We start from the raw sequence: 22,085 nt of genomic DNA, 5'->3' as shown, positions 1-22,085 counted from the left end.
GCCCACAAAAAGGTTGCTGACCCACCGCCATCGCCAGCAAGCCGGCTCCTACAGGGGGAATTGTGTTTTTTTGCTCAATCACCTGACTTAGAGCATTGAACCGCCAATGGCTTGAGGCAAACCGTGCGAAACAGGCTTACAGTTAATGCACACCGTCGACCAAGAACGGTGGCCTGACCCGACCTGTGAGGAACGCCGTATGCCCTGGAAGAACTCCGACTCACGCTACAGCACCGTGTCGATCACGCTGCATTGGTTGATGCTGGTGTTGCTCGCGGTGGTTTACGCCAGCATCGAATTTCGCGGAATCTTTCCCAAAGGCAGTGGTGGCCGAACGCTGATCGTTGAAGCGCATTTCATGCTCGGTCTGACGGTGTTTGTGCTGGTGTGGTTGCGGCTGTTCGCACGCAGCTTCGGCCCGGCGCCGCAGATCTTCCCCGCTTCGCCGCACTGGCAGACCGTGCTGGCCAGATTGATGCACTGGGCGCTGTACCTGTTCATGATCGCCATGCCGATTCTGGGATGGCTGGTCACCAGCGCCAAGGGGCATCAGGTGATGTTCTATGGCATTGATCTGCCGATGCTGCTGTCAGAGGACAAGGAGTTGGCCAAGCAAATCGAAGGCTGGCATGTACTCGGCGGCACCATCGGTTACTGGCTGATCGGGCTGCACGCCGTGGCGGGGATTTATCACCACTATGTGGTGGGCGACAACACCCTGCTTCGGATGATGCCCAAGCGCGTAAACCGTGATACCTGAAAACAACGCCCTCCCCTGTAGGAGCCGGCTTGCTGGCGATTCAGGCACCGCGGTCCGTCAGTTGGACCGCGTCATCGTTCATCGCCAGCAAGCCGGCTCCTACAGGGGGATGAGTCGCGACGAAAACCCGCGGCGGCCCTGCAAGCCGCCGGTGTGGATGAAGATCAGTCGCGTACCCTGTGCGAATCGTCCGGCTTCGACTTGCTGCTTGAGCGCCAGCAACGCTTTGCCGGTGTACAACGGCTCAAGAGGAATGCCGCTCGCCCGTTCGGTTTGCTCGATGAATTCCACCAGCAATGGATCAACTTTGGCGAAACCGCCGCGACTGGCATCCAGCAATTCATAAGCCGCATTCTGCAAGCCGGCCTCCTGCACGATCGATGCGATTTGCTGCGCAACGCCATGATCGTCGGGCACCGCCAGCGCGCCATAAACCGGATGATCCCCCGCTTCGGCCAACGCCAGGCCGGCCAGCGTGGTGCCCGTTCCGCAGGCCAGCCACCAGCCGTCGTAGTCGCTCCAGCCCAGACCGTTCAGTTGCGCGCCGACCATCGACTTCAGTTGCATGCAGCCCTTCGCACCCGGCAAACCGCCGCCACCTTCCGGCACCGCAAACAGCTCAGGGTATTGCGCCTGCCAGGGCTCCCAGAAACCCGCATCGTGCCGCGCGCGATAGCCGCCATAACCGAGCCAGTGCAACTGCATGCCGAAGGCTTGCAAGTCGTTCACTGTGGGCGTTTCCTGCGGATGGCCGCGCAATAAACCAACGGTTGTGAAACCGAAGCGCTTGCCGGCGGCAGCCAGTGCGTGAAGATGATTGGAGTGAGCACCGCCGAGGCTGATGATGCCTTTGGCAGCGGCAAGGTCAGCCGCTTTGAGGTGTTCGATGAGCTTGAACCACTTGTTGCCGCTGATCAGCGGGTCGATCTGGTCCAGGCGCAGGATGGCGACTTCGATGCCGGTGCTTTCGAGCCAGTCGAGATGAAGGTGGTCGAGGGGGGCTCGGGGAAGCCAGTCATTGGGAGGGAGAAACATCGATGCCGGCTCTGGGTAAAGAGCCGGCATATTAGCAGCCTTGAGGACGCCTTCGCGGGCAAGCCTCGCTCCTACAGGTGTTGTGTCGTTTATCAATTTTGTGAACGACACAGCACCTGTAGGAGCGAGGCTTGCCCGCGAAGGCCATTGGCACGCTGGACCTGCTGTTAAAGCTCAGCAGCCAACCGCGAACCCTGATTGATCGCCCGCTTCGCATCCAGCTCCGCCGCGACATCCGCGCCGCCAATCAAATGCACGTTCTGCCCTGCCGCAACCAATCCGTCCTGCAATTCGCGCAACGGATCCTGCCCGGCACAGATCACGATGTTGTCCACCGGCAGCACTTGTGGCTCGCCGGTTTCGCCGATGCGGATGTGCAAACCTTCGTCGTCGATCTTCAGGTATTCGACGCTGTTGAGCATCTGCACCTGCTTGTTCTTCAGACCGGTGCGGTGAATCCAGCCGGTGGTCTTGCCCAGGCCGTCGCCGACCTTGGATTTCTTGCGTTGCAGCAGGAACACTTCACGCGCCGGTGCATGCGGCTCAGCCTTGATGCCGGCAACACCGCCACGCGCCTGAAGAAGCGTGTCGATGCCCCACTCTTTCCAGAACGCTTCACGGTCCAGGCTGGTGGCAACGCCCTGATGCACGAGGAACTCGGACACGTCGAAACCAATCCCGCCCGCGCCGATCACGGCGACCCGTTTGCCCACCGGCTTACGCTCAAGAATCACGTCCAGGTAGCTCAACACCTTGGCGTTCTCGACGCCCGGAATCGCCGGTACACGCGGCGCGATGCCGGTGGCGAGGATGATTTCGTCGTAACCGCCTTCAACCAGTTTCGCCACATCGACCCGAGTGTTCAGGCAGACCTCGACGTTGGTGGTTTGCAACTTGCGGTTGAAGTAGCGCAGGGTTTCAAAGAACTCTTCCTTGCCCGGCACGCGTTTGGCGATGTTGAACTGACCGCCGATTTCACTGGCCGAATCGAACAGCGTCACCTGATGGCCCCGCTCGGCAGCCACGGTTGCGGCCGACAGACCCGCAGGGCCGGCACCGACCACGGCGATTTTCTTGATCTGCTGCACGGGCAGGTAGTTGAGTTCGGTTTCATGGCAGGCCCGCGGGTTCACCAGGCAAGTGGTCAACTTGCCGCCAAACGTGTGATCGAGGCACGCCTGGTTGCAACCGATGCAGGTGTTGATTTCATCGGCACGGCCCGCAGCGGCCTTGTTGACGAAGTCGGCGTCGGCGAGGAACGGCCGCGCCATGGAGACCATGTCGGCATCGCCTTCGGCAAGAATCTGCTCGGCGATTTCCGGGGTGTTGATGCGGTTGGTGGTGATCAGCGGAATGCTCACCGAACCGCGCAGCTTGGCGGTGACTTTGCTGAACGCCGCACGCGGCACTTTGGTGGCGATGGTCGGAATCCGCGCTTCGTGCCAGCCGATGCCGGTGTTGATGATGGTTGCACCGGCCTGTTCGATGGCCTTGGCCAGGGTCACGATTTCTTCCCAGCTGCTGCCACCTTCCACCAGGTCGAGCATCGACAGGCGGAAGATAATGATGAAATTCGGACCGACGGCTTCGCGTACACGGCGGACGATTTCCACCGGCAGGCGCATGCGGTTTTCGTAGCTGCCGCCCCAGCGGTCGGTGCGGTGGTTGGTGTGAGCCGCGAGGAACTGGTTAATGAAATAACCTTCGGAGCCCATGATCTCGACGCCGTCGTACTCGGCTGTTTGCGCCAGGGTCGAGCAGGTGACGAAATCGCTGATCTGCTTCTCGATGCCTTCCTCGTCCAGCTCTTTGGGCTTGAACGGGTTGATCGGCGCCTGAATGGCGCTCGGCGCAACTTGCTTCGGGCTGTAGGCATAACGGCCGGCATGCAGAATCTGCATGCAGATCTTGCCGCCCGCCTCGTGCACCGCGCGGGTCACGATCTGATGCTTGAGCGCTTCATCGAGGGTGGTCAGTTTGGCCGCACCGGAATACACACCGCCTTCGTCGTTCGGGCCGATACCGCCAGTGACCATCAAGCCGACACCGCCACGGGCGCGCTCGGCGAAGAAAGCAGCCATGCGTTCGAAGCCGCCGGGCTTTTCCTCAAGACCGGTGTGCATCGAACCCATCAGGGTGCGGTTGCGCAACGTGGTAAAACCCAGGTCCAACGGAGCCAACAGGTGCGGGTAATGAGCGGCGGTCATCGGTAACTCCACAACGAGCGTTCACGGAAAAAGTGTGGGCGCTCTTTGGCGCCCCTCTGTCATGTGTAACAGACTATGAGCACTCTCCCGGCCGCTCAATGACCGAAACTGACAACTTAATGATCCAAATGCGCAACGGCCCGGGTGTCGGACGTTTGCGCCATCTCCTCTGCAATGAACGCCGGGGAGTCAGGGTGCGGCTATCGAAAGGCAGCGCAAGTGCACTGAACCCAATGAAAATTCGTATACCATATCTCCAACTCAATCCGAACGACTGCCGCCGTGACCCTACCCAAATTCAATGCTCCAGACTTGGGCAATGCGCCTTCGACATCTGAAATCATCACCCGCCATCTGCGTGACGCCATCGTCGCCGGGCATTTCGCCGAGGACGAGCCGATTCGCCAGGACGACATCGCCCGGCAGTTCAACGTCAGCAAGATCCCGGTGCGTGAGGCCCTCAAGCGCCTGGAAGCCGAAGGTCTGGTGATGTTCCAGCGCAATCGCGGGGCGATGGTCACACGGGTGTCCGATGCCGAGCTGGCGCAGATGTTCGAAGTGCGCATGTTGCTCGAAGACAAGGTGCTTCGCCTGGCCATTCCCAACATGACCGAAGACACCTTCGCCCGGGCCGAACGCATCTGCCAGGAGTTCGTCGGCGAAGATGATGTGGGACGTTGGGCCGAGCTCAATTGGGAACTGCACGCCTGCCTCTATGAACCGGCACAACGTCCGTTTCTGGTGAGCCTGATCCGTTCGGTCAACGACAAACTGGAACGTTACCTGCGCATGCAAATGAGCCTTTCCGCAGGCAAGGAACGCGCCGATCACGAACACCGGGAGATCCTCGAAGCCTGTCGCGCCGGTGACGTCGACCGGGCGGTGAAGCTGCTGGACGAACACATCGCCGGGGTCTGCAAAACCCTGTTCGAGCACCTGCCCCACCACCACTGACAGACCGCGGTACTGTGCCGATTTCGTCATCGGCACCGGGTAAAACCATCAAGCCTGCAAGCCCCCGCACGGGCCACTCTTGCGTTCACTCATCTGAACGGACGTGGCCCACTCATGAAACGCATCACCGTGATTGACTCCCACACCGGCGGCGAACCCACCCGCCTGGTGACCTCCGGTTTTCCCGAGCTGGGCACCGGCAGCATGGCCGAACGTCTTCAACGGCTGGCTGAACACCATGACCAATGGCGCACCGCCTGCGTGCTCGAACCGCGAGGCAGTGATGTGCTGGTCGGCGCACTGCTGTGTGAGCCGGTTGACCCAGCGGCCTGTGCCGGGGTGATCTTCTTCAATAATTCGGGTTACCTCGGCATGTGCGGCCACGGCACCATCGGCCTGGTGGCGTCGCTTGCTCACCTGGGCAAGATCGGTCCGGGCGTGCACAGCATCGAAACGCCGGTCGGCACGGTGCAGGCAACCTTGCACGACGACCACTCCGTCAGCGTGCGCAACGTGCCGGCCTACCGTTATCGCAAAGCCGTGGCGTTGCAGGTGCAGGGAATCGGCGAAGTGGTCGGTGATATTGCCTGGGGTGGCAACTGGTTTTTCCTGATCGCCGAGCATGGTTTGCGCGTCGCCAGCGACAACCTTGATGCGTTGACCGCCTACACCTTCGCCGTGCAGCAAGCACTGGACGTTCAAGGGATACGTGGCGAAGACGGCGGGTTGATCGACCACGTCGAACTGTTCGCCGAAGATGAACAGGCCGACAGCCGCAACTTTGTGCTCTGCCCCGGCAAGGCCTACGACCGCTCGCCTTGCGGTACCGGCACCAGTGCAAAACTGGCGTGCCTGGCGGCCGACGACAAATTGCAACCGGGCCAGATCTGGCGCCAGGCCAGCGTCATCGGCAGCGAGTTCGAAGGCTCCTACGAACAGCACGGCGAACGCATCGTACCGACGATTCGTGGCCGCGCCTTCATCAGCGCCGAGGCCAGCCTGATCATCGAACAGGACGACCCGTTCGCCTGGGGCATTCGCCCATGAGCCAAGGCCTGGTGGCCGATGTCATCGTGATCGGTGCCGGCATCATCGGTGCCGCGTGCGCCCAGGCGCTGGCCCGGCGCGGCTTGCGCGTGCTGGTGCTGGACGCTGGTTTGCACAGCGCGACGGCCGCTGGTATGGGCCACTTGCTGGTGCTCGACGACAACCCGGCCGAGCTGGCCCTGAGCCAATACTCGCTGCAACGCTGGCGCGAACTGGCGCCGGACTTGCCGCAAGGCTGCGCTTACCGCAGCAACGGAACGTTGTGGCTGGCAGCCAATGCCGAAGAAATGGCCGTGGCCCACAGCAAATACCTGAACCTTCAGACCCAGGGCGTTGCCTGCGAGTTGATCGCTCGTAACGCCTTGCGCGCTCGTGAACCTGAACTGCGCGAAGACCTCGAAGGCGGTTTGTTGATCAACGGCGACGGCATTCTCTACGCTCCGGCGACCGCCAACTGGATGCTCGACACCGCCGACATCGAACAACGTCGGGCGCGGGTCAGCGAGGTCGATGGCAATCGCGTGCGACTCGATGACGGCCAGTGGTTGAGCGCTGAGGCAGTCATATTGGCCAACGGCATCCAGACCAACGACCTGTGCCCCGAGTTGCCGATCGAACCGAAAAAAGGCCACTTGCTGATCACCGATCGCTACCCCGGCAAGGTCACCCACACGCTGGTGGAGCTCGGCTATGTCACCAGCGCCCACAACGCCACAGGGCCATCGACCGCCTGCAACATTCAGCCCCGGCCGACCGGACAACTGTTCATCGGCGCCTCGCGACAATTCGGCACCACCGACCCGCAGGTCGAAGGCTGGATGCTTGCGAAAATGCTCAAGCGCGCCACCGAGTACATGCCGGGCCTGGCCCAGCTCAACGGCATCCGCGCCTGGACCGGTTTTCGCGCCGCCAGCCCCGACGGGCTGCCGCTGATTGGTGAGCACCCATCGCGCAAAGGTTTGTGGCTGGCGGTCGGTCACGAGGGACTGGGGGTCACCACGGCCCCCGGCACCGCCGATATTCTGGTCGCGCAACTGTTCAATGAGACGCCGCCATTGGCGGCGCAAGCCTATCTGCCGCAACGTTTTCTCGGGGAGGCCGTGTATGCCTGATCTGGTCCTGGACGGCCGCACCCTGCGGGTCGCCGAAGGTACAACAGTGGCCGCGGCATTAGCCTTGGCCAGCGACGGTTGCAGTCGCACCTCGGTCAGCGGTCAGCGGCGCGCACCGCTGTGCGGCATGGGCATCTGCCAGGAATGCCGGGTGACCATCGACGGACGCCGCCGACTGGCCTGCCAGACGCTGTGTCATGACGGCATGCAGGTGCGGACCCGACCATGAACGAATACGCCGACTTGCTGATCATCGGTGCCGGCCCCGCCGGCATGAGCGCCGCCCTCGCCGCCGCGCCCAGTGGCGCCCGCATTATCGTGCTCGACGACAACCCATTGCCGGGAGGCCAGATCTGGCGCGACGGGCCTCAGGCCAGCCTGCCGAATCAGGCACGGCAGATGCGCGAGCGCCTGCACGCCAACAGCAACATCCGCCACCACTGCGGCACCCGCGTGATCGCCTGTTCCGGCCCCAAACAATTGCTGGTGGAAGACGCCGATCACGGATGGCTGATCGGCTACGACAAACTGATTCTGTGCACCGGCGCCCGTGAGTTGCTACTGCCCTTCCCCGGCTGGACATTGCCGGGTGTGACGGGGGCCGGAGGACTCCAGGCGTTGATCAAGGGCGGCCTGCCGGTGCAGGACGAACGCGTGGTGATCGCCGGTAGCGGGCCGTTGTTACTGGCCAGTGCGGCCACCGCGAAACACAACGGCGCACAGGTGCTGAGCATTGCCGAGCAAGCCTCCTCGGTTGCGGTCGCCGGGTTCGCCCTGCAACTGCCACGCTGGCCGGGCAAGCTTGTGCAATCCTTCAGCCTGTTTGATCGTCATTACCGCACCGGCTCCCACGTCGTGGCGGCCTTGGGTAATGAACGGCTGGAAGGTGTGCGTCTGCGGCAACAGGGCAAAATCGTCGAACTGGCCTGTGATCGCCTGGCCTGTGGTTTCGGCCTGATTCCCAATACTCAACTCGGTCAGGCGCTGGGTTGCGCACTCGACGACACGGCGCTCGCAGTCGATGCCTGGCAAGCCACGAGCCTTGCCGATCATTACGCCGCAGGTGAATGCACCGGTTTCGGCGGCAGTGAACTGGCGTTGGTCGAAGGTGCCATTGCCGGGCATGCCGCCGTCGGTAACACCGCAGCGGCACGCCAATTGTGGCCGCGTCGGACACGTTGGCAGGGTTTCGCCAAGGCGTTGAACAGCGCGTTCAGCCTCAACCCACACCTCAAGTCACTGGCGCAGGCCGACACGCTGGTCTGTCGCTGCGAAGACGTGCCCTACGCGGCACTGGCCGGGCACGCTGACTGGCGTGCGGCAAAACTGGCCAGCCGCTGCGGCATGGGCGCCTGTCAGGGGCGAGTGTGTGGCGGCGCCTTGCAGTACCTGTTCGACTGGCAACCCTCGGCCCCGCGACCGCCGTTCAGCCCGGCACGTATCGAAACCCTGATGTGCCTGGACGACACCCCGCCCGCGTAAACGCTCGCTCCGGGGTTTCGGGGGCACTGCCGAGTCTTTATGATCCCGGTAGTTGCCACCAGGCCCCCAGCGCTATGTTCCCCTTACTCAATCAGTTCAAACCCTGCGATTTGCCGACGCTGCTGAGCAGTCTGCAGCCCATCGCGACACTGCTCGACACCCTGGCGGACGTGGTGTTCTTCATCAAGGACAGCGAGGCGCGCTATGTCTTCGTCAACCAGACCCTGGCTCGACGGTGTGGTTTCAAGCACAGCGGGCAACTGCTCGGGCTGACGGCAGACCAGGTCTTCCCGGCACGATTTGGCCCGCTGTACACCGAGCAGGATCGGCGGGTGCTGTCCACCGGCCGTGAACTGGCGGATCAACTGGAACTGCACCTGTATTTCGGCAACCAGCCAGTCTGGTGCCTGACCCACAAACTCGCCCTGCATGACGAACAGGGTCGGGTCGTCGGCCTCGCCGGCATTTCCCGCGACCTGCAACTGCCCCAGTCCAACCATCCGGCGTTCCAGAAACTGGCAGCGGTGGACGCACATATCCGCCGCCATTTCGCTCGACCGATCAGCCTTGCTGAACTGACGGCCATCGCCGGTTTCTCTGTGGCGCAACTGGAACGCCATTGCAAACGGGTGTTCCAGCTCACGCCACGGCAGATGATCCACAAGTCCCGCCTGGAAGAAGGCTCGCGCCTGTTACTCGACACCGACCTGCCGATCACCGAAATCGCTCTGCGCTGCGGCTACACCGACCACAGTGCGTTCAGCCGCCAATTCCGCGCCCTCACCAGTCTTTCGCCCAGCCAGTACCGCGATAGCCGTCGTTAAAATGTTCCTTTAAGGGGCGCTGCGCACCCTGCGTGCTCCCTTCCGTAACACCTCCTTGAACGACACCGTCGTAGCGTTGCCCCGCTCGCTTGCGCTGAGCCGCCCTGCTTCAAGGGTTGGCAAAAATTCGGCGGAAAACGCAAAAACGGCACGGCCATTGCTATTGTTAATATCGTATACGAAATCCCCAATACGATATTCAACAGCACTTCCACAGAACGAGGCCTCTATGAAAAACCCCGCATTTGCCGTAGCCCTCAGCGCTGTTCTCAGTACCTCCTTCATTGCCACCGCGCAGGCTGACAAGCTCGACGACATTATCGGTTCCGGCAAGCTGCGCTGCGCCGTGACCCTGGACTTTCCGCCCATGGGTTTCCGCGATGCCAGCAACGCTCCTGCCGGTTTCGACGTGGACTATTGCAACGACCTGGCGAAGATCCTCGGGGTCGAGGCCGAAGTGGTGGAAACGCCGTTCCCGGACCGCATTCCGGCGCTGATCTCCGGACGGGCTGACGTGATCGTCGCCTCGACCTCCGACACCCTCGAACGGGCCAAGACCGTTGGCCTGACCGTGCCGTACTTCGCCTTCCAGATGGTCGTGCTGACCCGCGACAACACTGGCATCAACAGCTTCAACGACATCAAGGGCAAAGCGCTGGGCAACACCAGCGGCACTTTTGAGGCCATCGCGCTGGAGGGCGATGTGAAGAAATGGGGCAGCGGCACCTTCCGCGCCTATCAGTCACAAAACGACACGCTGCTGGCGGTGGCCCAGGGTCACATCGACGCCACGGTGGTGACCAATACCGTCGCCGCCGCGACGATCAAGTCGGGCAAATACAAAAACCTGAAAATCGCCGGCAACGCGCCTTACACCATCGACTACGTGTCCCTGGGTGCCAAGCGCAATGAGTACGGCCTGCTCAACTACCTCAACCTGTTCGTCAACCAGCAGGTGCGCAGCGGTCGCTACAACGAGTTGTTCACCAAATGGGTCGGCACTGAAATCCCGCCGACTGACCTGACCGTGCCAAAGGTCTACTACTAAGGTGTCCGGCATGCCTGGGTCCACTGCTCTCACCAGTCGTAACCTGGTCCCGGGCTCCGCCCAGGGCGCGTTGCTGTTTGCCGATGTCGGGCTGAGCTTCTGGGGCGGCGTCGACCCTTGCACGGGTGAAGTCATCGACCGTCACCATCCGCTCAGCGGCGAACATCTGCGCGGTCGTGTGCTGGCCATTCCCAGTGGTCGCGGTTCGTGTACCGGCAGCAGCGTGCTGATGGAGTTGATCAGCAACGGTCATGCTCCGGCCGCTTTGGTCCTGGCCGAAGCCGATGAGATCCTGACCTTGGGCGTGCTGGTGGCACAGACCATTTTCGAGCGTTCCTTGCCGGTGCTGTGCATCGGCCGGGAGGCCTTCGCTACCTTGCGCGGCAAAGCCTTCGCCCGAGTCGAAGGCACCTCGCTGGCGATGTTCGATCACGTGCCCATCGATGGCTGGCAGCCAACTGAAACACCGATGCACACAGGCGAAACCAACGAGTCGATTGAGCTCACCGGGTTCGACCGTTCGCTGCTCGACGGCGAGCATGGCAAAGCCGCGCAGATGGCCATGCAGATTGTCCTGCGCATGGCCGAACTGCAAGGCGCCCACCAACTGGTGGATATCGCTCAGGCCCACATCGACGGTTGTATTTACACGGGACCGGCGAGCCTGCGCTTTGCCGAACAACTGGTGCACTGGGGCGCAAAGGTTCGCGTGCCCACCACCCTCAATTCAATTTCCGTGGACCAGCGCCGCTGGCGAGAGTTGGGCATCGACCCGTTGCTCGGCGAACCGGCCAGTGCCTTGGGCGACGCCTACATGGCGATGGGTGCGCAGCTCAGTTTCACCTGTGCCCCCTACTTGCTCGACACCGCACCGAAGGCCGGCGAGCAGATCGTCTGGGCCGAATCCAACGCGGTGGTCTACGCCAACAGCGTGCTCGGTGCGCGCACGTTGAAGTACCCGGATTACCTGGATATCTGCATCGCCCTGACCGGCCGCGCGCCCCTGATCGGTTGTCATCTGGAGGCGCCACGCAAAGCCCGCCTGCGCGTTGAATTACCGGAACTGGGCGAACTCGACGATGCGTTTTACCCCTTGCTCGGCTACCACATCGGTGCCCTCGCGGGCAGCCGGATCCCGCTGGTCTTCGGGCTGGAACAGCACCAGCCAGACCTCGACGACCTGAAAGCCTTCGGTGCGGCGTTCGCCACCACGTCGGCCGCGCCGTTGTTTCATATCGCCGGGGTCACACCGGAAGCACTCGACCCTGCACAAGCACTGGAAGCCGGCGTCCCGATACCTGTGGAAACAATCCGCCTGGCGGACCTGCTGGGCAGTTGGCGCGAGCTCAACAGTGCCCGTGACAACCGCGTGGAGGTGGTCTCGCTGGGTAACCCGCACTTCTCGCTCAGCGAGTTCGCCCGACTCGCACGGCTGTGTCGCGGCCGGCACAAACACCCCGAGGTGGTGCTCGCCATCACGTGCGGTCGTGCGGTGCTGGAACAGGCGCGCGACGCCGGACACATCGGCGTCATTGAAGCCTTCGGCGCCACCCTGGTGACGGACACCTGCTGGTGCATGCTCGGCGAGCCGGTGATCCCGCCAGCCGCCACAACCTTAATGACCAACTCGGGCAAATACGCCCATTACGCACCCGGTCTGGTGGGGCGAAAAGTGCACTTCGCCAGCCTCGCCGAGTGCGTTGACGCCGCTTGCACTGCCAGCGCCAGCGGGCGACTGCCGAGCTGGTTGCAACCTGCCTTGCTGATGGAGAGCCTCGCGCATGTTTGATTACACCTTCCAATGGCGCGCCACCCTGCGCGCCTTGCCGGACATGCTCGCCGGCGCCTGGGTCACGTTCGAGACCGCTGCGCTGTCGATGATTTTCGGCGTATTGATCGCCCTGGCCCTGACAGTCATGCGTGAAACCAGACACCCACTGCTGCGCGGTATCGGCAACGGCTGGGTGTCGATTGCCCGTAATACCCCGTCGCTGTTCCAGATCTACATCCTGTACTTCGGCCTCGGCTCAATGGGCCTGCACGTCAGCTCCTGGCTCGCGCTGTTGGCCGGGATCACCTTCAACAATGCCGGCTATCTCGCGGAAAACTTTCGCGGCGGGCTCAAGGCGGTGCCCGGCACGCAAGTGCGGGCTGCGCGTTCGCTGGGCATGAGTGCCTTCCAGGCCTACCGGATGATCATCGTCCCGCAACTGTTGCGGATCGTGTTCTACCCGTTGAGCAACCAGATGGTCTGGGCGGTGTTGATGACGTCGCTGGGGGTGATTGTCGGGCTCAACAACGACCTCACCGGCGTGACCCAGGACTACAACGTCAAGACGTTCCGCACCTTCGAATATTTCACCATCGCCGCGGTGCTGTATTACCTGATCGCCAAGGCGATCGTCGCGACGGCCCGGCTGATGGCCTGGCGGCTGTTCCGTTACTGAGGACGTGACTATGTTTTCCACCGGTTTTTCCTGGAACGACCTGCTGTTCCTGCTTAACGGCGCCTGGATCACGCTGCAACTGACTTGCTGGGCGATCCTGCTCGGCACGTTCGCCGGGCTGGTGTTCGGCCTGCTGCGTGCGCTGTTGCCACGGGCCACCCTGCCACTGGCGTGGGTGCTGGACGTGTTTCGCAGCGTGCCGCTGCTGATCCAGTTCGTGCTGTTCAACTCGCTCAAGAGCATCGTCGGCCTGAACATCAGTGCTTTCAGCGTGGGCTGCATCGTGCTCGGGGTTTACGCCGCCGCGTACTTCACCGAGATCGTGCGCGGCGGCGTGCTGTCGGTACCGCTGACCCTGCGCCGGGCCAGCCGTTCGCTGGGCCTGAGTTTCTTCCAGGACCTGCGCTGGATCGTCCTGCCGATGGCCTCGCGGGTGGCCTTCCCCGGCTGGCTGAACCTGGTGCTCGGGGTGATGAAAGACACCGCGCTGGTGATGTGGATCGGCATCGTCGAACTGCTCCGCGCCTCGCAAACCATCGTGACCCGCATTCAGGAACCGCTGCTGGTGCTGTGCATCGCGGGCCTTATCTACTACGTCATGAGCCTGGTGGTCGCACGCCTCGGCGCTCGTCTGGAAAGAAGGTGGCAAGAAAATGATTGAGATCGACAACGTACACAAATCCTTCGGCGACCTTGATGTGGTCAAGGGTGTCAGCCTGACCGTGAACAAGGGCGAAGTGGTGTCCATCATCGGCGGCTCCGGCTCGGGAAAATCGACCCTGCTGATGTGCATCAATGGCCTGGAACCGATCCAGAAAGGCAACATCCGCGTGGATGGCGTCGAGGTGCATCACCGCGCAACCGACCTCAATCACCTGCGGCAGAAAATCGGCATCGTGTTCCAGCAATGGAACGCCTTCCCACACCTGACCGTGCTGGAAAACGTGATGCTCGCACCGCGCAAGGTCCTGGGCAAAAGCAAGGCCGAAGCCGAGGCGCTGGCCGTGCAGCAACTGACTCACGTCGGCCTGGGCGACAAGCTCAAGGTGTTCCCCGGCAAGCTCTCGGGCGGCCAGCAACAACGCATGGCCATTGCCCGCGCCCTGGCCATGTCACCGGACTACATGCTGTTCGACGAAGCCACCTCGGCCCTCGATCCACAGCTGGTCGGCGAAGTGCTGGACACCATGCGCATGCTCGCCGAAGACGGCATGACCATGGTGCTGGTGACGCACGAGATCCGCTTCGCCCGGGACGTGTCCGACCGCGTGGCGTTCTTTCGCAACGGCCTGGTGCATGAGATTGGTTCGCCGGATCAGGTGATTGGTAATCCGGTGCATGCGGAAACCGCGGCGTTCCTCAAATCGGTGAAATAACGGATGGCCCCTTCGCGAGCAGGCTCGCTCCTACAGGGTTAGCGGTGTACACCGGCCAGTGTAGGAGCGAGACCGGCTTGCCGGCGATGAGGCCCGAACAGACAAAACAAGGAGCAAACCATGCGCTCATCAAAAGTGATTCATGTAGTCAGCTGCCACGCCGAAGGTGAAGTCGGCGACGTGATTGTCGGCGGGGTCGCACCACCGCCCGGTGCCACAGTCTGGGAACAATCACGCTGGATCGCCAGGGATGAAACCCTGCGCAACTTCGTGCTCAACGAGCCGCGTGGCGGGGTGTTCCGCCACGTCAACCTGCTGGTGCCGGCCAAGGACCCGCGGGCGCACATGGCCTGGATCATCATGGAACCGGCGGATACCCCGCCGATGTCCGGCTCCAATTCCCTGTGCGTGGCCACCGTGTTGCTCGACACCGGTATCGTGCCAATGACCGAACCGCAAACCCGGCTGGTGCTCGAAGCCCCCGGCGGCCTGATCGAGGCCGTGGCCGATTGCCGTGACGGCAAGGTCGAACGGGTGGAAATCAAAAACGTGCCGTCCTTCGCCGATCGCCTCGACGCGTGGATCGAAGTGGAAGGTGTCGGCTCCCTCAAGGTCGATACCGCCTATGGCGGTGACAGCTTTGTGATCGCCGATGCGCGGGAACTGGGCTTTTCAATCCGCCCCGATGAAGCCGCTGATCTGGTGGCGGTCGGGCTGAAAATCACCCGTGCCGCCAACGAGCAATTGGGCTTTGTGCATCCGTTGAACCCTGAGTGGTCGCACATTTCCTTTTGCCAGATCGCCGCGCCCGTCGTCCACGAGAACGGCATCGCCACCGGCGCCAACGCGGTGGTGATTCAACCGGGCAAGATCGACCGCTCGCCGACCGGCACGGGTTGCTCGGCGCGCATGGCGGTGTTGCACGCCAAGGGTTTGATTCGCGTCGGCGAGCGCTTTATCGGTCGCTCGATCATCGGCTCCGAATTCCACTGCCGGATTGACTCACTGACCGAAGTGGCCGGACGCCCCGCTATCTACCCCTGCATTTCCGGCCGGGCCTGGATTACCGGCACCCATCAATTGCTGCTCGATCCAAATGATCCGTGGCCACAAGGCTATCGACTGTCAGACACCTGGCCCGGTGCCTGAACACTCTGAAGCACTGACCACCCCGACCGACGGCTGACAAAAACCCCACAAACCTGAAAAAAGCACTAGCCGAATTTTTTCATTTTAAATATCGTATACGAAATATAATAAACAACCCGGAGGCAACAATGAGCAAGCGAATTAACTGGAGTGGCGTCTTCCCCGCGGTGACCACTCAATTCAACGATGACTTCTCGATCAACCTGGATAAAACCCATCAGGTGATTTCCAACGTGATCCGCGACGGCGTGTCGGGCCTGGTGGTTTGCGGCTCGGTGGGCGAGAACACTTCGTTGACCGCTGAAGAAAAAATCGCCGTGACCGAAGTCGCGGTCGATGCCTCGCGCGGCCGTGTGCCCGTGATTTGCGGCGTGGCCGAATTCACCAGTGTGCAAGCGGCCAAGGTCGCCAACGCCGTGCGCAAGGTCGGTGTCGATGGCGTGATGCTGATGCCGGCGCTGGTCTACGGTTCCAAGCCGTTCGAAACCGCCGAGCATTACCGCTACGTGGCGAAAAACGCCGACGTGCCGTTGATGGTCTACAACAACCCGCCGATCTACAAAAACGACGTGACCCCGGACATCCTGATTGCCCTGGCCGACTGCGACAACGTGGTGTGCTTCAAGGATTCCTCTGGCGACACCCGCCGCTTCATCGACATTCGCAACGAAGTGGGTGACCGTTTTGTGCTGTTCGCCGGCCTCGACGATGTGGTGCTGGAAAGCCTCGCCGTGGGCGCTGAAGGCTGGGTGTCGGGCATGTCCAACGTGTTCCCGAAAGAAGGCGAAACCATCTTCCGCCTGGCCAAGGCCGGACGTTATGCCGAAGCCATGCCGATCTACGAATGGCTGATGCCGATCCTGCACCTCGACGCCCGTGCCGACCTGGTGCAGTGCATCAAGCTGTGCGAAGCCATCGCCGGTCGCGGCAGTGCGCTGACCCGTCCGCCACGCCTGGCCCTGCCGGAAGAAGATCGGGTCTTCGTCGAGCAGATCATGGCCAAGGCCCTGGCCAACCGTCCGCACTTGCCGGACGTCGGTCTCTGAGTGATTGCCGGGCGGGGCTTTGCGGTCCCGGCCCGGCTACCTGTTTTTGCGCCCCTACAGGAAACGCCAGCATGCCCAACGCTCAACACGCTCACCGCGCAACCACACCCTCGGGACTCAAGCGCGTCGTGGCCGCCGCCATGGCCGGCACAGTCGCCGAATGGTATGAATTCTTCCTTTATGGCACCGCGTCGGCACTGGTCTTCGGCCAGTTGTTCTTCCGCCAGACCGACAGTCCCATCGACGGCATCATCGCCGCTTTCGCCCTGTACGCGGTGGGCTTTCTCGCCCGCCCGTTGGGTGGCCTGGTGTTCGGTCACTACGGCGACAAGTACGGCCGCAAGCGCCTGCTACAACTGAGCCTGGTGGTGGTCGGCATCACCACCTTCTTGATGGGTTGCCTGCCCGGTTTCAACCAGATCGGCTATGCCGCACCGGTGTTGCTGGTGCTGCTGCGGCTGATCCAGGGTTTCGCGTTTGGCGGCGAATGGGGCGGTGCAATTCTCCTGGTGTCCGAGCATTGCCCGGACAATCGCCGAGGTTTCTGGGCCAGTTGGCCGCAAGCCGGTGTGCCCGCCGGTAACCTGGTGGCGACGGTTGCGCTGTTGCTGTTGTCGTCAAACCTGTCGGAGGAGCAATTCCTCGCCTGGGGCTGGCGCGTGGCGTTCTGGTTCTCGGCCATCGTGGTACTGATCGGCTACTGGATTCGCACCAGCGTCGATGACGCGCCGATTTTCAAGGAAGCCCAGGCCCGTCAGGCGCAGACCAAGCAACAGCAACTGGGCGTGGTCGAAGTGCTGCGTCACCACTGGCGCTCGGTGCTGGTCGGTATTGGCGCGCGGTTTGCCGAAAACATCCTCTACTACACCGTCGTGACGTTCTCGATTACTTATCTGAAACTGGTGGTGCACAAGGACACGTCCGAGATTCTGCTGCTGATGTTCGGCGCGCACCTGCTGCATTTCTTCATGATTCCGTTGATGGGTTATCTGTCTGACCTGGTGGGGCGCAAACCGGTGTACCTGACCGGCGCGATCCTCACGGCGTTCTGGGGTTTCATCGGCTTCCCGATGATGGACACCGGCAACAACTGGCTGATCATGGCGGCCATCACCCTGGGCCTGGCCATCGAGTCGATGACCTACGCGCCCTACTCGGCGCTGATGGCGGAAATGTTCCCGACCCACGTGCGCTACACCGCGTTGTCCCTGTGCTACCAGGTGGCGCCGATCTTTGCCGGCTCCCTCGCTCCTCTGATTGCGATCACCTTGCTCAACAAGTACCACAGCTCGACACCGATCGCGTTTTACCTGGTCGGCGCGTCGCTGATCTCCATCATCGCGGTCGGCCTGACCCGTGAGACGCGTGGCAAGTCGTTGCACCTGGTGGACAGCGAATCTGCCGCGCGCATCGCCGCCCTCCACGATGCCGAACCAGTGACCGCACGCCGCAGCGATTCCTTGGCCTGACACGGCCCCCTGTAGGAGCCGGCTTGCTGGCGATGGCGCCCATGAAATCGCCATCGCCAGCAAGCCGGCTCCTACAGGTCCTCTACATACCAAACGGAGCTTTTCATGCCCCAGATCATCGGCCACAACTACATCGGCGGTACGCGCAGTGCCGCTGGCAAGATCACCGTACGCAGCCACGACGCCACTACCGGTGAAGCGCTGACCTACGCGTTCATGCAGGCCACCAACGAAGAAGTCGACGCCGCCGCCCAGGCCGCCGCAGCCGCCTACCCGACCTTTCGCACGTTGTCGGCTATTCGCCGCGCGGAGTTTCTCGAAGCCATCGCCACGCAACTGGAGGCACTGGACGATGATTTCATCGCTCTGGTGACCCGCGAGACGGCGCTGCCGAACGGACGCATTCTGGGTGAGCGCACGCGCACCAGCAGCCAGATGCGCCTGTTTGCGCAAGTCCTGCGCCGTGGCGATTTTTATGCGGCACGCATCGACCGGCCCCTGCCCGAGCGTCAGCCACTACCACGAGCTGATTTGCGCCAATACCGGATCGGCGTCGGCCCGGTCGCGGTGTTCGGTGCGAGCAATTTCCCGCTGGCATTCTCAACCGCCGGCGGTGATACCGCTGCCGCCCTGGCCGCCGGTTGCCCGGTGGTGTTCAAGGCCCACAGCGGGCATATGGCGACGGCCGAACTCGTGGCCGACGCGATCATCCGTGCCGCCGAGCAGACTGACATGCCCAAGGGTGTGTTCAACATGATCTACGGTTCTGGCGTGGGCGAAACCCTGGTCAAACATCCGGCGATTCAGGCTGTCGGTTTCACGGGGTCACTCAAGGGTGGGCGCGCGTTGTGCGACATGGCCGCGGCACGAGCGCAGCCGATTCCCGTGTTCGCCGAAATGAGCAGCATCAATCCAGTGCTGGTATTGCCCGAAGCACTGCAAGTGCGGGGCGAGAAAATTGCCAACGAACTCGCCGCCTCCGTGGTGCTCGGCTGTGGCCAGTTCTGCACAAACCCGGGACTGGTGATCGGTATTCGCTCGCCAGCGTTCAGCGCCTTCACCCAATCGCTGAGCACCGTGATGGCGGGGCAACCGGGGCAGACCATGCTCAACGTCGGCACGCTCGACAGCTACGCCAACGGTGTGCAGGCGCTGCACGCGCACCCGAACATCACTCACCTGGCCGGTCGCGATCAACAGGGCACACAGGCGCAGCCGCAACTGTTCAAAGCTGACGTGAGTCTGTTGTTCGATGGCGACCCGCTGTTGCAAGAAGAAGTGTTCGGTCCGGCGACAGTGTTGGTGGAAGTGGCCGACAAAGCCGAACTGCACCGGGCAATTCAGCACTTGCACGGACAACTCACGGCCACGCTGATTGCTGAAGCCGGCGACCTGCAAAATCACCCTGAGCTGTTACCGCTGCTGGAGCAAAAAGTCGGCCGGGTGTTGTTCAACGGTTACCCGACCGGCGTCGAAGTCTGCGATGCGATGGTGCATGGCGGGCCTTATCCGGCCACCTCAGATGCGCGCGGCACCTCGGTCGGCAGCCTGGCCATCGAGCGTTTCCTGCGCCCGGTGTGCTACCAGAATTGTCCCGACGCGCTTCTGCCCGACCCGCTGAAAAATGCCAACCCGCTGGGCATCGCTCGCCTGGTCGATGGCAGCAGTCAACGCACGCCCCTGTAAAAAAAACGCCACCGGTTTACCGGTGGCGCACCCTCTCACTCATCCCAGCAGCGCTTTCAGATCGTTGTACAACGCCTCGGGAATCTCGACGCCCTCCACCAGGCTACGCGCTCGCGCCTCATAGCGCCGTTGCGAGGGCAACCGTGCGCCCTGCCCTTCAATACTCTCGAACAAGACCTCGGCACGGGCCAGATGCTGCTCGGTGGCTTCACCGAGAAAACGTCGTGGATCAAGGGCAATGATCAACTCGCCGTGGTACGGCGACGACTTGCTGCCGGCATCGTAAGCCAGTGACTCGGCGCTGGTCAGGTCGCCGATCAACGGCCCGGCGATCAGCTCCACCATGGCGGCCAGCGCCGAGCCTTTGTGCCCACCGAACGTCAACATCGCGCCCGCATCGAGCACCACGTTGGCATCGGTGCTTGGCTGGCCCTGCGCGTCCACACCCCAGCCCTCGGGAAGCGCTTTGCCGGCGCGCCGGTGCAACTCGATATCGCCACGGGCAATCGCGCTGGTGGCGAAGTCGAACACAAACGGATCCTTGCCCGAGCGTGGCCAGCCGAATGCAATGGGATTGGTGCCAAACACTGGCTGGCTGCCGCCCGCTGGCGCCACCCAGGCATGACTGGGATTGCAGGCCAATGCCACGAGGCCGGCCGCCGTCAGTTGCTCGATCTCAACCCACAGCGCAGAGAAATGCACGCAGCGATTGATTGCCAGCGCAGCGATACCGTTTGCCCGGGCTTTCTGCGCCAACAACGGCAGCCCCGCCTGGAACGCCAATTGTGAAAAACCACCCGCCGCGTCCACGCGCACGATCGAAGGCGCTTGATCAATGACCTGCGGCTCGGCATCGGCCGCCACTTTGCCTGCCCTGAGTGAGTTGACGCAGCCCAGGATCCGATACAAACCATGGGAGGCGCAGCCATCGCGCTCGCCGGCAATCACTGTGGCCGTCACCGCCTGAGCGTGGGCAAGGTTGAAACCGTTGTGCAGCAAGATCGATTCGGCCAGCTCGCGAGCTTCGGCCAGGGACAGACGGGTCATAATCACCTCCTTGAACAGACCGTCCAGCCTGACCCGTTCCAGCCATCACGGCTTGATCGCTTTAGGCCGACGCCATGACGAATTCGGCACATATGGATTATTGCGATGCGTCTTTGCATTGGTTCGCCATCGTCGGCCATCATTCGCTGCAAAACCGTAAAAAAATCAAAAAAACCGCCCCTCAACGCGTTGTTTTACCGTAGCCTCGTCCCCCATCCTGAACGCCAATCATGAACCCTGCACACGGCCACTAACTGTTTTCCCATGCGCAAACTTCTGTACCTGACTTTCTCCGTGGCATTGATTGCCGCCCTGACGACCTACGCCATGTGGGCCGCGGATCGTCCGGCGGGTCATTACCTGTCGGACTTGCGCATCGATCTCGCCATCGATCAGGGAACGCCTGCCGATCGTGGCAACCTGCTGGGTATCCAGCCCGAACTGTTTCCTACCGACTACCAAAGCACCGAACGCTTGCACCGCAAACTCGCGGCCTATTTGCAGAAAGCCCAGGAACAGGGGCTGCTGAATGAAAAAACCATCGTGGTGCTGCCCGAACATGTCGGCACCTGGCTGATGGTCAGCGGCGAGAAAGACGAGTTGTATCAAGCCACCACGCTCAAGGAAGCCATGAACTGGCTGGCGGTGAGCAACCCGCTGAAGTTCATCCGCGCGCTGATCGGCGCCGAGGGTGACAACCGCCTCGACGATGCGCATCTGCGCATGAAAGCCAAGAGCATGGCCAAGGATTACCAGGCCCTGTTTGGTGGGCTGGCGAAGGAGTTTCACGTGACGCTCGTGGCGGGCTCCATCGTGCTGCCCGAACCGAGCATCATCGACGGCACGCTGAAAATCGGTCGCGGTGCGCTGTACAACAGCAGCGTGGTGTTCGGCCGCGACGGGCTGCCGATTGGCCAGCCACAGCGCCAGATGCACCCGATCGTCGATGAAAGCGATGTGATCCAGGCCAATGGTGAACACACGCTCAACGTCGTCGACACCCCGGCCGGACGCCTGGGCGTGTTGATCGGCAGCGACAGCTGGTACCCGGACAATTACCGCCAACTCGACGATCAGGGCGCGCAGCTGGTCGCGGTCCCGGCGTTCGTCATCGGTCGCGGCGCGTGGGACAAGCCATGGCGCGGCTTCAAGGGTTTATCGACGCCCGATTCCGTCAGCCTCAACGCTGGCGAACTGAGCGAGGGTCAAGCCTGGCATCGCTTGACGCTGACCGCTCAACCGCCCGCCAGCCAGGCTATCGCCGGCATGAGCGTGTTCCTGCGCGGGCAGTTCTGGGATCAGGGCAGCGCCGGGCAAAGTTTTCTCAGCAGCAACGGACAGCATTTCGCCGGTGGAAACTTCCGTGGCGCACGCTTGCTGAACCTTTGGTTGTAAA

General features: G+C 62.3%; 20 protein-coding genes. 17 read left to right on the top strand and 3 right to left on the bottom strand.

Going from position 1 to position 22,085, the window contains the following annotated elements; all coding sequences use genetic code 11:
* Positions 1-199 precede the first annotated feature (199 nt).
* On the top strand, positions 200-760 hold the full coding sequence (locus tag IB254_RS24590; protein ID WP_008029625.1) for a cytochrome b: 561 nt from the start codon (positions 200-202) through the stop codon (positions 758-760).
* Between the two features lie 99 nt (positions 761-859).
* Here IB254_RS24590 and IB254_RS24585 read toward each other — a convergent pair whose 3' ends face one another.
* Positions 860-1,795 carry a 1-aminocyclopropane-1-carboxylate deaminase/D-cysteine desulfhydrase gene (locus tag IB254_RS24585; protein WP_192419932.1) on the bottom strand — a complete coding sequence of 312 codons (936 nt, stop codon included), beginning with the start codon at positions 1,793-1,795 and terminating at the stop codon, positions 860-862.
* A 167-nt stretch (positions 1,796-1,962) separates the two neighbouring features.
* Positions 1,963-4,002 carry an FAD-dependent oxidoreductase gene (locus tag IB254_RS24580; RefSeq protein WP_192419930.1) on the bottom strand — a complete coding sequence of 680 codons (2,040 nt, stop codon included), beginning with the start codon at positions 4,000-4,002 and terminating at the stop codon, positions 1,963-1,965.
* Between the two features lie 282 nt (positions 4,003-4,284).
* Between IB254_RS24580 and IB254_RS24575 the strand changes: the two genes are divergently transcribed.
* From IB254_RS24575 to IB254_RS24505, 15 genes are all read left to right on the top strand, one after another.
* Positions 4,285-4,956 (top strand): GntR family transcriptional regulator, encoded by a 672-nt coding sequence (locus tag IB254_RS24575; RefSeq protein ID WP_008029632.1) that lies wholly within the window; start codon positions 4,285-4,287, stop codon positions 4,954-4,956.
* 114 nt (positions 4,957-5,070) lie between these two features.
* On the top strand, positions 5,071-6,003 hold the full coding sequence (locus tag IB254_RS24570) for a 4-hydroxyproline epimerase (RefSeq protein ID WP_192419928.1): 933 nt from the start codon (positions 5,071-5,073) through the stop codon (positions 6,001-6,003).
* Positions 6,000-7,115 carry an NAD(P)/FAD-dependent oxidoreductase gene (locus tag IB254_RS24565; RefSeq protein ID WP_192419926.1) on the top strand — a complete coding sequence of 372 codons (1,116 nt, stop codon included), beginning with the start codon at positions 6,000-6,002 and terminating at the stop codon, positions 7,113-7,115. The genes IB254_RS24570 and IB254_RS24565 overlap by 4 nt, the downstream gene beginning before the upstream one ends.
* The gene (locus tag IB254_RS24560) at positions 7,108-7,344 is read left to right on the top strand and encodes a 2Fe-2S iron-sulfur cluster-binding protein (RefSeq protein ID WP_008024651.1); all 237 of its coding nucleotides are present in this window, start codon (positions 7,108-7,110) and stop codon (positions 7,342-7,344) included. Before IB254_RS24565 ends, IB254_RS24560 begins: the two co-directional genes overlap by 8 nt.
* Positions 7,341-8,597, top strand: coding sequence for an FAD/NAD(P)-binding oxidoreductase (locus IB254_RS24555; protein WP_192419924.1), 1,257 nt, complete (start codon positions 7,341-7,343; stop codon positions 8,595-8,597). Before IB254_RS24560 ends, IB254_RS24555 begins: the two co-directional genes overlap by 4 nt.
* A gap of 74 nt (positions 8,598-8,671) precedes the next feature.
* Complete coding sequence (locus IB254_RS24550; protein ID WP_192419922.1) at positions 8,672-9,421, top strand: AraC family transcriptional regulator; 750 nt, start codon at positions 8,672-8,674, stop codon at positions 9,419-9,421.
* Between the two features lie 229 nt (positions 9,422-9,650).
* Positions 9,651-10,469: a transporter substrate-binding domain-containing protein gene (locus IB254_RS24545; protein WP_008024648.1), complete on the top strand. Its 819-nt coding sequence runs from the start codon at positions 9,651-9,653 to the stop codon at positions 10,467-10,469.
* A gap of 10 nt (positions 10,470-10,479) precedes the next feature.
* Positions 10,480-12,258 carry an aconitase X gene (locus tag IB254_RS24540; RefSeq protein WP_192419920.1) on the top strand — a complete coding sequence of 593 codons (1,779 nt, stop codon included), beginning with the start codon at positions 10,480-10,482 and terminating at the stop codon, positions 12,256-12,258.
* Positions 12,251-12,916, top strand: a complete 666-nt coding sequence (locus tag IB254_RS24535; RefSeq protein ID WP_008024646.1) for an amino acid ABC transporter permease — start codon at positions 12,251-12,253, stop codon at positions 12,914-12,916. The genes IB254_RS24540 and IB254_RS24535 overlap by 8 nt, the downstream gene beginning before the upstream one ends.
* Before the next feature lie 10 nt (positions 12,917-12,926).
* Positions 12,927-13,577, top strand: a complete 651-nt coding sequence (locus IB254_RS24530; RefSeq protein ID WP_192419918.1) for an amino acid ABC transporter permease — start codon at positions 12,927-12,929, stop codon at positions 13,575-13,577.
* Positions 13,570-14,292: an amino acid ABC transporter ATP-binding protein gene (locus IB254_RS24525; protein ID WP_008042626.1), complete on the top strand. Its 723-nt coding sequence runs from the start codon at positions 13,570-13,572 to the stop codon at positions 14,290-14,292. Before IB254_RS24530 ends, IB254_RS24525 begins: the two co-directional genes overlap by 8 nt.
* 120 nt (positions 14,293-14,412) lie before the next feature.
* Complete coding sequence (locus IB254_RS24520) at positions 14,413-15,441, top strand: trans-3-hydroxy-L-proline dehydratase (RefSeq protein WP_192419917.1); 1,029 nt, start codon at positions 14,413-14,415, stop codon at positions 15,439-15,441.
* Positions 15,442-15,569: 128 nt separating this feature from the next.
* Entirely contained in the window at positions 15,570-16,487 is a 918-nt protein-coding gene (locus IB254_RS24515) for a dihydrodipicolinate synthase family protein (protein WP_008024642.1), read from the top strand.
* A 71-nt stretch (positions 16,488-16,558) separates the two neighbouring features.
* Entirely contained in the window at positions 16,559-17,956 is a 1,398-nt protein-coding gene (gene abaF / locus IB254_RS24510) for a fosfomycin efflux MFS transporter AbaF (protein ID WP_192419916.1), read from the top strand.
* 105 nt (positions 17,957-18,061) lie between these two features.
* Complete coding sequence (locus tag IB254_RS24505) at positions 18,062-19,642, top strand: aldehyde dehydrogenase (NADP(+)) (protein WP_192419915.1); 1,581 nt, start codon at positions 18,062-18,064, stop codon at positions 19,640-19,642.
* A gap of 39 nt (positions 19,643-19,681) precedes the next feature.
* Here IB254_RS24505 and IB254_RS24500 read toward each other — a convergent pair whose 3' ends face one another.
* Positions 19,682-20,689 (bottom strand): Ldh family oxidoreductase, encoded by a 1,008-nt coding sequence (locus IB254_RS24500; protein WP_192419914.1) that lies wholly within the window; start codon positions 20,687-20,689, stop codon positions 19,682-19,684.
* Between the two features lie 264 nt (positions 20,690-20,953).
* Between IB254_RS24500 and IB254_RS24495 the strand changes: the two genes are divergently transcribed.
* Positions 20,954-22,084 (top strand): carbon-nitrogen hydrolase family protein, encoded by a 1,131-nt coding sequence (locus IB254_RS24495; protein ID WP_192419913.1) that lies wholly within the window; start codon positions 20,954-20,956, stop codon positions 22,082-22,084.
* The last annotated feature ends 1 nt before the right edge of the window (position 22,085 follow it).

Origin of the sequence: Pseudomonas sp. PDM03 (assembly GCF_014852385.1) — a bacterium.
Classification (GTDB): domain Bacteria; phylum Pseudomonadota; class Gammaproteobacteria; order Pseudomonadales; family Pseudomonadaceae; genus Aquipseudomonas; species Aquipseudomonas migulae.
Note: the sequence above shows the minus strand (reverse complement) of the source record. Positions and strands in the feature narration are given on the sequence as shown.